Annotated in this window: 10 protein-coding genes; 9 read left to right on the forward strand and 1 reads right to left on the reverse strand. The window is 50.7% G+C overall.

Going from position 1 to position 13,746, the window contains the following annotated elements; genetic code table 11:
- The first annotated feature begins 33 nt into the window (after positions 1-33).
- From B4E62_RS09065 to B4E62_RS09095, 7 genes are all read left to right on the forward strand, one after another.
- On the forward strand, positions 34-552 hold the full coding sequence (locus B4E62_RS09065) for a hypothetical protein (RefSeq protein ID WP_331351829.1): 519 nt from the start codon (positions 34-36) through the stop codon (positions 550-552).
- A 141-nt stretch (positions 553-693) separates the two neighbouring features.
- Entirely contained in the window at positions 694-1,569 is an 876-nt protein-coding gene (locus tag B4E62_RS09070; RefSeq protein ID WP_331351830.1) for a MipA/OmpV family protein, read from the forward strand.
- Positions 1,570-1,708: 139 nt separating this feature from the next.
- Entirely contained in the window at positions 1,709-2,014 is a 306-nt protein-coding gene (locus B4E62_RS09075; protein ID WP_331352038.1) for a DUF3019 domain-containing protein, read from the forward strand.
- A 45-nt stretch (positions 2,015-2,059) separates the two neighbouring features.
- Positions 2,060-3,217, forward strand: coding sequence for a hypothetical protein (locus B4E62_RS09080; RefSeq protein WP_331351831.1), 1,158 nt, complete (start codon positions 2,060-2,062; stop codon positions 3,215-3,217).
- Positions 3,218-3,402: 185 nt separating this feature from the next.
- On the forward strand, positions 3,403-3,957 hold the full coding sequence (locus tag B4E62_RS09085) for a hypothetical protein (RefSeq protein ID WP_331351832.1): 555 nt from the start codon (positions 3,403-3,405) through the stop codon (positions 3,955-3,957).
- Positions 3,958-4,068: 111 nt separating this feature from the next.
- The gene (locus B4E62_RS09090; RefSeq protein ID WP_310069085.1) at positions 4,069-4,770 is read left to right on the forward strand and encodes a winged helix-turn-helix domain-containing protein; all 702 of its coding nucleotides are present in this window, start codon (positions 4,069-4,071) and stop codon (positions 4,768-4,770) included.
- A gap of 21 nt (positions 4,771-4,791) precedes the next feature.
- On the forward strand, positions 4,792-6,108 hold the full coding sequence (locus B4E62_RS09095; RefSeq protein WP_331351833.1) for an ATP-binding protein: 1,317 nt from the start codon (positions 4,792-4,794) through the stop codon (positions 6,106-6,108).
- On the opposite strand, the gene B4E62_RS09100 is transcribed toward B4E62_RS09095, so the two are convergent.
- Positions 6,101-6,424, reverse strand: coding sequence for a helix-turn-helix domain-containing protein (locus B4E62_RS09100; RefSeq protein ID WP_310069081.1), 324 nt, complete (start codon positions 6,422-6,424; stop codon positions 6,101-6,103). The genes B4E62_RS09095 and B4E62_RS09100 overlap by 8 nt on opposite strands.
- A 132-nt stretch (positions 6,425-6,556) precedes the next feature.
- Here B4E62_RS09100 and B4E62_RS09105 point away from each other — a divergent pair, with 132 nt between their 5' ends.
- Both B4E62_RS09105 and B4E62_RS09110 read left to right on the forward strand, forming a co-directional pair.
- Entirely contained in the window at positions 6,557-6,793 is a 237-nt protein-coding gene (locus B4E62_RS09105) for a thioredoxin family protein (RefSeq protein ID WP_151055184.1), read from the forward strand.
- 524 nt (positions 6,794-7,317) lie between these two features.
- On the forward strand, positions 7,318-13,593 hold the full coding sequence (locus tag B4E62_RS09110; protein ID WP_331351834.1) for a pectinesterase family protein: 6,276 nt from the start codon (positions 7,318-7,320) through the stop codon (positions 13,591-13,593).
- Positions 13,594-13,746 lie beyond the last annotated feature (153 nt).

Below are 13,746 nucleotides of genomic sequence, written 5' to 3' on the forward strand. Positions count from 1 at the left end.
AGTTAGGTGGATGTAGTGTGGGGCCCCCAGGGTATGAAAATAAAAGTGATTTTCTTACTGGCAGGTTCAATAGCTGTGCTCTTGGCAGCCTTCTATTACCTGCGGCCCGTGCCTGTGGTTCAAGATAATGGTGCTATTGAGGTAAAGGCTCTCCCCCTCGCGGCGGTTTCTAGCTCGACCTCATCTGCTTCTATCGCAATAAAAAATAACGCCGCTTTTGTATCCGAGCCCCCAATAGCAGGAGCCCCGAGCGGCGGATTTGATGCTGAAGCATTAGTCGCAAAGTTGGCATTGAGCAAGGATAACGGGAAGATTGAGTTTGTTAAGAACACCCAGGGGGTGATAATTAAGGAGTTAGATCAGGATCCGGCTAGTATTTCATTCCAAAAACCGCTCCGAGAGTATGGATATCTGAATGGAAAAGTTAATTCGATGACTCGGTATGAGTACAGTTCAGGGAAAGTTACCGCTTATAAACTACAGGTTGCATATGACTCAGCCGGTGAAGTGTCGGATTATCGGGAGTCGTCAACTACTCATGATTTCCAGTGAACCTGAAACAAATAGCGAATCCTAGCTACAAATCATTACAGTCTCTTTTGCTGATCAAGACTATAAATAGACTATCCCCTTTTTTCTCCGTACATTCTCTATATGAGCCTTACTCACCGATTGATTACCTGTGTCTTTCCCATGGTCTTCGCGCCATTGTTGGCGATTGGTGCGTTCGCCTGCGAGCCGGAAATAGAAGACTGCGTTGAAATCGGTAAGTGGGAATTGAGCCTGGGCGTGGGTGCGGGTATACGCACTAATCCGCTGGAGGCGACACCCGATATCCCGCTATTTTTAATTCCGGAAGTAAACTACAACGGCGAGCGCTTTTTTATCCAGAACCTCGATTTTGGATTTATTCTCTGGGAGAGCGAAACCCAGCAGCTCAATTTGTTGGCCACCCCAAGCTATGACCAAGTGTATTTCCATCGCTGGAGTCCTAGCAATTTTTTTATTGATTCCAATGGCTTTGCCACTACTGGTAAAGGCAGCACTGATGATGAAGATCTGCCAGTGATTGATACCGGTGGTGATAAAGAACTGATTGCGCCCGGTTTTAAAGATGTGCAAACGCGCCAATTACGCAATCGTCGAATGGCCGGTTTGGGCGGAATTGAATACAGTGTTACTACTGCACTGGTTGATTTGCAGTTGCAGTATGTTACTGACTTTACCGGTGTTCACGACGGCGATGAAGTACGTGTAGCCCTCGCGAAATATTGGTCAACTGGCCGCCACCAGATTTCAGCTTCGGTTGGCGCAATCTGGCAAAGCAGTGAAGTCATCAATTATTACTACGGAGTTACCGAACCGGAAGCTGACCTCCGCGGTACCTACAGCACTGATGCCGTCCTGACGCCAGTGGCGCGAGTGGAGTGGAATTATCAACTGACCGAACGCTGGGATTTGCGTTTCTTGGCCAATTATCGCCAGTTACCCGATGAGATCTCAGCCAGTCCACTAATAAATGACAATAAAGTGATCACTGTTTTCATTGGGGGGGTGTACCATTTCTGATGGGGACCTGCTGAGCGCACGCGCCATAACACCTCTGACGGTATCCCTTTTCCTGGCAGTCTTACTGCAGGGAAGCTATGCGCTCGCCGATAATTTATCGCAATCGAGTTCATCATCATTACCGCTAATCCAGTTTTCAATCAAACCGCGCTTGTGTGTATTAAATGCGGGCGAAGAGATGTGCCGCGATGAACTGGAAGTAAAATGGATATCGGCGCAAGCGCGTTCGCTGTGTTTATACCAGACCGATAAAACCGAACCCTTGCGCTGTTGGCAAGATGCCACCAAAGGCGAATACCAATTTGAATTGACGGCGAGTGTCAGCACCGATTTTCAATTACGCGAATTGGACAGCAGTACCTCGTTGAGTGACCAGCGCTTTCAAGTTGTATATAACGAAAAAAAATACCGCAAAGCCAGGCGTAATCCCTGGAGTTTTTTTTAGCAATCACGCCTGATAACCCACGGACTTTTTAATAGGGTGTTAACCATGCTGCAAACGCTTATCAAAAAAATACTGTTCTGCTTTCTCTGTATATCCACTCCGGCTTTTGCCCAAACTGCGCTGTTTCATATGCAAGGAGAATCGGGCGATAGGGAAATGTATTTTGCCGATTTCCGGGTAGTTTCAGATCGTACGCCGATGAATATGATCTTTGGACCGATCAGTGTAAAAGAGTTGGATGTAACGGCCGTATATGAAAGTGAAGCCAAACCTGAATATGTTCTAATGCGCTTGCAGTTTGAGTGTATGGTTAAGCATACCTTTGACGGGAAAAATATCCCCAAACAGCCTGGTTTTAATGATCCCGTGACTATGCGCATGGCAGAAAACAGCTACATGTTGCGCCGATCAGATTTAAAAAGCCAAGCGGTTCCCAGTAGTGAATGGAAGAAAGCAAATTCACCCATGCTGTTGAAAGCTGCAAAAATCGCCTGCAATGATGATGTTATGCACAGCGCAGTTAAGGCGGCGTTAAATAAAAGGACGGAACAATTTGAAATGGAAAAATTCAACAAAAAAATAAATAAAATTGGGTTGCCATCGGATTTTTATATGGTCAGCTACTCGACCCCGCCTGAATTTCTGGATTTCGCATGGCAGGTAGCCTGGTGGCCAAAAAAACGCCCTGATCCTACGGGTAGATGGTCGAGTTATCCCACTAAAAAAGAATGGGCTGAGTACCAGAAAAAAATGGCGGAATTGGAAGGAGGTATCCAATCTGCAGCGCAAACGATAAAGGAAGATTTGGAGGCGAATCTTGCCGATATGCAAGCCGAGTTTGATTTTAAAGACGAAGCAGCAAAAGTCCAGGGTAAGCGGAAGTTGAATCGTTATGAAGTGAATTTAATTCAAGTCTGGCTCGGAAAAACGGAAGCGGATGTCGTGAGAAAAATGGGCAACCCTGTCGTCAATGAGGCGGGCAATATGCGCTTTTTGGATTATGCAAATGAATTCAGCAATAAATCAGTAGTGATGGATATGAAGTCCGGCGCTGCTTGGGAGGAAGGTATTTATTCGCGCTGCAATTTCCAATTCATTTTCATTCCGGACAAGAGTTCGGCTTGGCGTGTTGCCGATGTCCGCGTATGGGCTGAGGGCGACGCCAGTTTCACCTGTAGCGGTTTTGCGGAAGTTCCGGATTAATAGGAGATAAAATGAAATACCTAACCAGCATTTTAAGCACAACGTTTTTCGCCGCTCTTATTTCTACACAAGTAAGCGCAGCCAATTGCCCGGGTGGCATGATCGCCCAGGGGAGCACTTGCGTAGCTGATCACAAAGCAAAAACTGCTGCTGCTGACAGCAATTTTGACGTCCTTGGCGGCATTATGGATACCAGCAAAAAGGAAATTAATGTTAAAGAAGCCATTGACAGCAATGTTAAAAATTTCCTTGATGACCCAAAGCACAAAGCTTGGGAGCAGGGCAGTTGGGAATTTTTTCAAGCTAATTCCAATGCAAAAAAAAGTGAATATTGCACAGCATTATTCAACAAACAGGGAAATATAGTTGCATTAATGGGCCCTGGTGGTTCTTATAAGGGTGCGCTTTTGGCCTTCTCAAATATTGCTGAAGTGGCAAACGGCGGAGGTAAATTTCCGATACCGGAGAAGCCCGGGACAATTGAGCTTACCCTTTATCAAAATGATGAGCCACCGGCAAAAGTGAAAGCCTTTCATTGGGATCTTGGTCAGGAAAATTTAGTGGGCGATGAAAAACCCCTGATTGTATTTGCGGTACCTACCATTGAAGCAGCACTGGAGACGATGGAAGAGAAAATTAATTTCCGCCTGGAATATAACGGCGAAATTATTGAGCAGGTGGAGTGGCACTCGGGCCAAATGGCAAAACAAAAATTACAGGCTTGCCTATCAGGCAAATAGTTTTTCTTGCGCACAAGTAACTTTTCTAGCATACAGGTAGCTTGGTTAAAAACAATGTTACTGCTATAAACCCGTTAAATCGTTTTATCTCTTTCAGCAGGACTCAAGTCGATGTCGCAAAACAATTTGATTTTATTGGTTGAGGATGATCGCCGTTTGGCACAGCTGGTAAAAGATTTTCTGGAGAGCAATGATTTTCAAGTTGCGATCGAGGAAAACGGCAATCGTGTTATTCGTCAGACGCAGAATTTAAATCCTGCATTAATTGTGCTCGACTTGATGTTGCCCGGTAAAGATGGTTTGACGTTGTGCAAAGAATTGCGTCCGCAATTCAAAGGCCCGATCCTAATGCTCACCGCGCGCGATTCAGATTTGGACCAAGTGCTTGGCTTGGAATACGGCGCAGATGATTATGTGATTAAACCGGCCGAGCCGCGTGTGCTGCTCGCCCGCATCCGCGCGCTAATGCGCCGCTACTATCAGAATGATCCGCGTGAGCAAGAGGCTTTAATATTTGGTGAATTGTGTATCCAACCCACAGCGCGCAAAGTATTGCTTGGTGGAGAAGAAGTTGTGTTGTCCAGTCACGAATACGATTTGTTGTTAGCGCTTGCGGCACAAGCGGGGCAAATCCTCAGCCGCGAATTTTTGTTTAACCATATCTACAACCGTGAATACGATGGTTTGGATCGCACCATCGATGTTCGTATCTCCCAGCTGCGCAAAAAATTAAACGATAATCCGGATAATCCAACCCGTATTAAAACCATTTGGGGCAAAGGGTATTTGTTTATTGCTGATGCCTGGAAATAATCGTGGACTTTTAATCCAACCATGAATCGCGCCTTTATTTCCCTCTACTTTTTTATCGTCGCCTCAGTGGTTTTAATCGGCTGGGGTCTAAATCAGTTTTGGGAAAGCGTGGCACCCGAGCAGGAACCGACAGCGGAAATTCATGCACTCTTCGCGCTAATTGAAGATAATCTATTAACGCAACAACCACAGTCTGATACAGGCTATACACAAGCTGCGCAGCAATTGAGTAGACAAGTCAATCTTACTCTCGAATTATTAGTACTTGATGATCTGGCACAATCGGCAGCTATGCATGAATTGCATGCAGGAAAAATTCTTGCGGCGAGCAGCAACGGCGACATTATCTGGTACAAACGTCTCGCCCAAACTGATCAAGTCGTTATGCTCAGCATACCAGTGAGCGATGAAAGTGAATCACCGTTTTATCGCCTGCTGTTAATTGTGTTTTACCTTGCAATCGCACTAGTCATTTATTTATGGGTATGGCCACTCTCGCGCGACAGTAAAAAGCTCGAAAGCCAGACCCGAACTCTGGGCAAGGACGGTGTACCGGAAACACTCAAAATTTCCCCGACTTCTACACTCTATCCGCTCGCACAAGCCTTCAACCATATGGCGCAGCGTTTGCGCGAATTAATTGCATCGCACCGCGAAATGACCAACGCTGTCTCCCATGAATTACGCACACCTTTAGCACGGATGAAATTTGCCTTGGCGATGATTGAAGAGGAAAAACTCAACGATAAAGACCGTCGCCAGTTGCGCAGTGTGGAACAAGATATTGCCGAAATGGAATCGCTAATCAGCGCGCTTTTGGCCTATGCCGGGTTTGAGCAAAAAACCCAACAGCTGAAACAAACCAGCGGCCATATGCGCGACCTGCTCGATGAATTGCAACTGCGCTTTGCCCGTCACAATCAACGTCATTTACAGTTGGACATTTGTGACCTCAGCAATAATGAGAAATTTGTTTGCGAGTGGAAACTGATTGAAACTGTATTGCAGAATTTCATCAACAACGCTGCGCGCTACGCCAAATCGCGCATCCGTATTGAACTCATGCAAACGCAAAGTGAATACATTATCGCGGTAGAAGACGACGGCCCCGGCATCCCCGCCGATAAACGCGAGCGAGTGTTTGAATCCTTCGTTCGTCTGTATCACGAAGAGCAAAATGAAAACACAGCCGGCTCCGCCACTGGCGGTTTTGGTTTAGGCCTGGCGATTGTCAAGCGCATCATGCAATGGCATCATGGCACTGCGCAGTTTGTGGAGCCGGAAGTATTGGGTGGTGCGAGGGCGCAGATTCGCTGGCCGAAAAAACTCCTTAATTAATCGATTCATCCAACGCCTTAATCTGCAAAATTATTTCCACCACCTTGTTGCCTTTCTCCGTTAAATAATATTCCGTGCGCGGCGGTAATTCGTTGAAGCTTTTTTTATCGAGCAAACCGTACTCCACTAATTTGCGAAAACGTTCGCTTAATACTTTGGTAGAAATTCCTTCGATGCTGCGTTCCAGTTCGCCGGGGCGGTGAATGCCTTTACCGACATTGGTTAATACCGACACTGACCATTTACAGCCGATCACATCTTCCAGTTTTTGATAGCTAGAGCGGCTGCGGGATGAAATATTTTTTGCGTTGTCCATCAACAATTTACCCCAAAAAGTAACCCGGGCACCAAAAAGTGCCTGCTGTTTTTTGCGCGTGGCAATTCGTAAAGTGAATCCAGTCGTTCATTCAAACGGCGATTTTCTTAACCCTAACAGAGAGAGTAGTTTATGAAAAGCCAAGCGATTTTTTATCATGCCGGTTGCCCGGTTTGTGTTGCCGCAGAACACCAGTTGCTGGACTTGGTTGATGCCAACCGTGTTCAAGTTGAGGTAGTGCATTTGGGTGATGCCCAACAGCGTGTGGCAGAGGCAAAAAAATTGGGTGTTAAATCTGTGCCCGCGTTGGTGGTGGATGGCCAGGTGTTACATATCAATTTCGGTGCGGCGATTGAAGCCTTGGAATAAGGTCCAAGCGGGCGAGTGCTTGAAGGCTTGCCCGCCCCCATTTGTCGCTATATTCCATATTCGTTTAATAATTAGTCGCATTCAGGGGTAGCGCTTGCCAAAACCTTGGGTATAGAATGCGATCACCTTCACAGAAAGGTAATAAGAGACGTCATTAACCTGCTTTATCGTCATGCATCAATAAGTTTAATTTCGCATGTTGGCTTGGTTGGCGGACTCGACAATAAGAGGCAAAGCCTCAAATCCCCGGCAAAGTGTATTCCTCAATCCAGTAATCCATCTCGATCAATCCAATAGGGATGGGTTCGGGTATTCGCTATTTTTTGCATAGATTTACAGCCTTGAGCTGTGGCCGTCAGTTGCGCTTTTCCGCGGCGATGGACCTGATAATAAACGTTAAATATCGGCAGTGATTTTCAGTAAACGGTTGGTACCAGAGGCTATCGTCAGCCCTGCTGGTGGTGGTTCTTTGTCTGAATTTGGCGCAGGCCAGATCGAAGAATAACTACAACTGTGAGAGCACCATGAAAATCCATCTGCTAGTCGCTGTTTTACTCTCTGCCTTGCTTAGCGCCTGCGGCGGCGATTCCAAAAAAGGAACGTCGCCGGCCAGTTCATCGCCAGTAGGCATCCAAAAATCGAGTGCGCTGGTACAAACCAGCTCTACCCAAACCGCAAGTAGCCAGGCCACTGCACCGACTCCGGTGGTCGGGGTGTTAGTAGATGCGTTTGTGGCGGGGATTGGCTATCGCACCGCGACCCAGTCCGGCGTTACCAATGCGCAGGGAGAATTCAATTATTTGCCCGGTGAAACGGTGACTTTTTTTATCGGGGCGCTGGAGTTTCCACCCGTGCCAGCCAAGGCGATAGTGACGCCGCTGGATATGGCACGGAGCCTCAACCCCAGCTCGCCAGTGGTGCTCAATATCGCGCGGTTACTGCAATCGCTGGATACCGACGGCAATCCCGCCAATGGCATCAGCATCAGCCCGGCCGCGGCGTTGGTTGCGACCCAGGTGGATTTCAACCTCGGCCTGAGCCAGTTTGCCGCATCCCCGGCAGTGTCCAATCTGATTGCCAATTCCGGCTCGAGTACTACAACTATAGTTCCGGTGGAGCAGGCATTGGCGCACTTGCGCGATACCCTGCAGTTGGCGGGGGTGCCGGTTGATGAGGGCTCCAGTTCCAGCCAGAGCTCAGAGCTTCAGGTGCCGGCGAGTTCGGCAGCGCAGTCTTCTGCAGCCGCCAGTGTGCCGGTGGTGCCATCACCGTCCAGTGCCGCAGGATCGAGCGCTGCCCCGGCGAGTTCACTAGCCGCAAGCGCCGCTGCTTCAAGTGATGCACAGTCGAGCGAGACCTCAAGTGCGGCGCCCGCTAGCTCAGCAGTATCGAGTGCGCTGGTATCGAGCAGCGCACTTTCAAGTTCGATAGTGCAATCCAGTTCAGCGCTCTCCAGCAGAGCAGCATCCAGTTCACTAGCCACCAGCGTCGTGTCCAGCAGTGTTGCATCGATCGGCACATCAGCCAGCGCAAGCAGTCTGGTGATATCCAGTGCACCGTCGAGTGCTTCGGCGTCCAGTCACTCAAGTTCTTCGCTGGCAACGGCAGCACCTGATTTCAACACCGTCTACGGCTATGCCTCGGTTAATGGCGGAACTACCGGCGGTGCCGGTGCCAATGCGGTGGAAGTGGCAGTGTGTAATGGCGCGGATTTAACGGCCGCGCTGACCAACCCTGCCTATGCCGATAAACCTCTGACCATCTATGTGGATGGTGTGATTACCTGGCACAACTCAGGCAACAAAGATATCAAACTCAACCGTCCCAATGTATCGATCATCGGCCGCGGCAATGACGCAGAATTTTGGGGCACGGGTATCCATATCACCGCCAGTAACGTGATAGTGCGCAACTTGAAGATGTACCACGTACCGCAAACCCGCGGGCAGGGCGATATTATTACCATCGATGGCCGCAATGGCCCGGTGCGCAATGTGTGGATTGACCACAACGAGCTGTACAACGATTTGGACGTGGCTGTGCCCGAGGCCATCACCGACCCGGTTGCCCAGGCGGAGTACAAAAAGGATTACTACGATGAGTTGGTGAGTGGTCGCAGCGATGTGGCAGATATCACTATCTCCTACAACTACCTGCATGACAGCTGGAAAACCTCGCTCTGGGGTTCGTCCGACGAAGACAACTTTGACCGCCGTATCACCTGGCACCACAACTATTGGCACCACGTGAATTCGCGCTTGCCGCTGTTCCGTTTCGGCAAGGGTCATATCTACAACAACTACTATCACAACGTGGATACCTCGGCGATCAACTCGCGTATGGGCGCCATTATCCGCGTAGAGCGCAATGTGTTTGAAAACACCAAAAATCCGGTGATGTCGCAGGACAGTAGCGCCATTGGCTATTGGGAGTTGATAGAGAACCAACTGCGCGATGGCATTATCTGGTCTGACAAAGAGGACACGGCGACCACCGTTAATATCATCGCCGATGAATTGCTGGCCGATAACACCTCCACCGGCACCTTGACCCTGCCACAGGATTACGTTTACGCACCCAGCCTGATTCCGGTGGAAGATGTGCCGGCGCATGTGCAGCAGTATGCCGGCGTGGGCAAGATCACCACCGACCCGGCGGAACTCGCCTGTACCCGCCCCGAGTGGGATATAGAGCCGCCACCACCACCGACCAATGAGCCAGTCACGGCTGATCCGGCCTCGGTTAGTTGGAACCTGTTCAACGGCAATGCCAGCCCGTTCGATGCCAATGCCATCATTTTAGCTGATGGTGTTACCAATGCGCCGTTTGTAATCCAGGGCAGCGCAAGTGATTTCACGCCAACCGGCGCAGGTGCTGTGCTGTTTGACTCCACTTCGCTCGGCACCAAAAACAACCGTGCCCGGATAAGCAATGTGGGCCGTAACGATGGGGTTTACCCCAAATATTTCACCCTGATTGCCGGGGTCAAAGGCTTTAACCCGCCCGCCAATGCGCGCGTCCTGGAACTGGAAACCACCTTCGGTGGCACGGCCGATACCGCCGCCAGCCGTTTGAAAGTGGTGCTGCGCGCCGATGGCGCCAGTAACTTCGGCGTACAGTTTGAAGGTTCACCAGCGCCCAATACTGCCTATGGTTTGGCGATGGACCAGTACCGCATCTATCACTTCACCGTAGCGCTTTCCAGCCCTACCACCGGCTGGGCCCGCGCTTATCTGGACGGTTCCAGCACACCAGTCTTGAATCAAGAAGAAGTGCAGTTTGCCACCACCACAGCGACCAACAACTATCTGCAAATTGGCGATGGCGGCAGCAATAGCTACAAAGCGCTGGTGGATTGGATGGTTTGGACCGATGCGGGGGCTTATACCCCGGCGCAGTTGTCCGGTTTGTTGCCTGCCAATATCGGCTGCGTGAAAGGTTATGGCCCGTCGGAAAACCTGCTTGATTGCGATTTTAGCGCAGTGGGTGTTAGCTCATCTGCTGCCAGCAGTTCGGCGGCTAGCTCCTCGGCCGTAAGCACTACTTCGGCTGACGGCTCTTCGGCTGCTGCTTCATCTGTGGGCGTAGTGGTGGGCAGCTCTACCAGTGCGGCCACGTCATCAGCGGCAGCAACGTCGTCCAGTACCGCCAGCTCGGCTACTGCCTTTAATTGCGCGAGCGAGCCGGGGCTGTATTTCTGCGATGATTTCGCCAGTGGTGCAGGCAACTGGGATCTTCTACCAGCGGGTACCACAGCAAATGGCGTGTTTGATGTGCTCAACGACGCTGGCAACAACAATGTATTGCGCTATACCGCTGCCAGCAGCGGTGCGCTTGGCGGCTTGGTGGCGCTGATCAAACCGGAGCAGCTTGCGGCAGTTACCTCGGCCGATTACTACGTTGAAGCGCGCATCCGCCCGCGCCTGAATTCCAGCGGCACGGCGCAGCGCAGTATTTATGTGATGGCGCGCTATCTAGATGTAAATAACTGGTACGGCATGGGCATGATCGCCCATGAAACCAACCAGCCGCGAGTGGAGATTGTGGAACGTAGTGGCACGGGCAATCCTGCCAGCACTGGCGCCATGCGCTACAACACGGCGATTAGCCTCGGCACCGCCGGCGCCACCAATGGCGAATGGTACAAACTGCGTCTGGAGTTGATCGGCACTGAAATGAAGCTGTACCTGAATAATTTACAGGTGGCCAGCTTTAGCGACGTGAGCCTGACCGAACGCGGTTCCATTGGTATTTTCACCAGCAACCGCTCGTTTGAAATCGACGATATTAAAGTCGGCAACGCCAATGACAAACCACCGGTACCAGCCCAGTTAACTATTTCGCCTACCGCTAGCTACAGCGCCGAAGTGGGCGATGCCGCGCGCGTGATTACCGTCACCGCCAAAAACCCACAGAACACCGACGACACCTTTACGGTGGAATCGAGCAATCCGGCGGTGGTGGCGGTGAGTACGAATGGCTATCAAGTCAGCCTCAATCCGGTGGGCGAGGGCACTGCGACTATTACCTTCACCAGCGGTTCCGATGCCAGCCTGACGCGCACTCTCACGGCGACTATCGCCCCCCAGTTTGTAATGCCAACCGCGAGTTACAACCTGACCGGCTTGGTATCGCCCGCCGCGAATGAAGCCAATATCTATGCCGATACCAGCCTGAGCCTGACGTTTGACTCACCGCCTACCATGGGCACGGTGGGTGCGATTCGCATCTTCAAAAGTAGCGATGATTCGGTGGTGGACACCATCAAGCTGGTGGATCACAAAGATACTATCGGTTATGGCACTTACCGTACGCTGAATACCCGGCCGATCAGTATCTCGGGCAATACTGCAACCATCGCCCTGCAAAGCAAAAAGCTGGAGTACAACACCAGTTACTACGTGGCGGTAAGCGCATCGGCTTTTACCGGCGCGACCCTGGCGACCCTGCCATTTGAAGGGATCGGTAAAAACGCCGGTTGGACCTTTACCACCAAACCGGCGCCAGCGGCGGGTTTGACCTCGCTCACGGTGGATGACAACGGCAACACCGCCGACTTCCGCACCCTGCAAGGCGCGCTTAACTATGTGATGCAGAATCTGGCCAAGACCGATGCCGCGACCGTTACCGTTAAAAACGGTACTTATCCGGAGCTGCTGTATCTACGCAACAAAGACAACCTCACCATTACCGGCGAGAGCCGCGATGGCGTGTTAATCCAGTACCAGAACTCGGAGGGTTTGAACCCGGGTTCTGCCGGTCGTCCGGTATTTTTAGTCGAGTTGGCGGACATGTTGACGCTGGAAAATCTCACCCTGAAAAACACCACCATCAAAACTGGATCGGGCGGTCAGGCGGAGACGATTTACTTCAACTCCACGGGTCGCTTGGTGGCCAAAAACGCAAACTTCATCAGCGAGCAGGATACTTTGCAGCTGAAAGGCTACAGCTGGTTCTACCGCACTTTGGTGGCGGGCAATGTGGATTTCATCTGGGGCAATAACAATGTATCGCTGTTCGAGGAGAGTGAGATTCGCTCGCTGGGTGACAGCAGCAATGCGAATAACGGTGGTTACGTGGTGCAGGCACGCACCTTGACGGCGGCCGATAAAGGTTTTGTGTTCCTCAATTCCAATCTGACCCAAGGCGCAGGTCCGGTCGGCCATACCATCCCCGCTGGTGCGACCTATCTTGCGCGTAGCCCCGGCGGCACCACCACCTGGGATAACGTGGTCTTTATCAACAGCCGTATGGATACCCATATCAACGCAGCCGGCTGGGCAGGGGCAGGCGTGAACGGCCAGCCAGCACCTAACCCGGTTACACCAACCGCCACCACCGGCTGGCGCGAATTCGCCACCATGAATGCCAATGGCGACAGCATCAGCCTTGCCAGCCGTGTGGGTGGCTATGAGTTGACGCTAGGTGAGGTGATGAACGATTACTGCAATCGCGCGCAAATTTTTGCCGCTTACAATTCCAGTGCCGGTTGGAACCCGCTGCCGGGCGACACTACCGATTGTGCCAACTTCGGTCAGGCAAGCAGCTCGTCCAGTAGTGCAGCCAGTGTGGCAAGCGAGAGCAGCAGCTCGGTCTCTAGTGCGAGTTCTACGGCATCTAGCGATGTTTCCAGTTCTGCATCGAGCGAGAGCAGTTCGAGTGTAGGTGCTAGTAGTGAAGCCAGCTCATCAGTTAGTTCAGCCTATGTTCCCAACACCGAGATCTGGACACCGACTTTCGCGGCCCTGCAATCGGCAGTGGCAGCAGCACCGGCCGCCAATGCCAATGCAAACTTCAATGTAACGGCGACGCCAATCACCATCGACGGCATTACATTTTATTCAGCAACAGCAGGCAGTTTGCGTTTGCATCTGAATAGTGCGGGCACTGAATATGCGATTAACTACAACGGCACTTCCGTAAAAGATGACACTGCCGGCACACCCGTCACTTTTGTTGAGGGTGGCAATCAAGTGAATCCAACTGCATTGAATATTGGGGGTGGTGTGACTCGTTTTATCTCTGTGCCATTTACACCCAGCGCACTGCCTATAACTTTAACGGTTACCTATTCAAATGGCAGCGCAACCGCTCCCGGTGCTTGTCAAAATGGCCAGGTTGCGATTGTTGACCAAAATGGCAAAACCTGGAAAGTAGGGTCCTCTTGCAGTAACCCGAATAAAACCACTTTAACCGCAACCATTACTGACCCGACGGTTTCAGAGTTATTTATTCTGATGAGCCGCAACGGCGATGGCGGTGGTGGCATCCGCATTTGGCAAGTGGAGGTAACCCAATAAATCTGCGTAAACAAAACGACCGGCCACTATGCCGGTCGTTTTGTTTTGGTTGAAAATTCCAACCGACAAATTGCGTTACCAGAAGGACACCATAAAAAAATTCAATCGGACAATGCTATCCATCAATACCCCACTTTTTTAATTATTTTAATA

It is taken from the genome of Cellvibrio sp. UBA7671, assembly GCA_002483145.1.
Classification (GTDB): Bacteria; Pseudomonadota; Gammaproteobacteria; order Pseudomonadales; family Cellvibrionaceae; genus Cellvibrio; species Cellvibrio fibrivorans.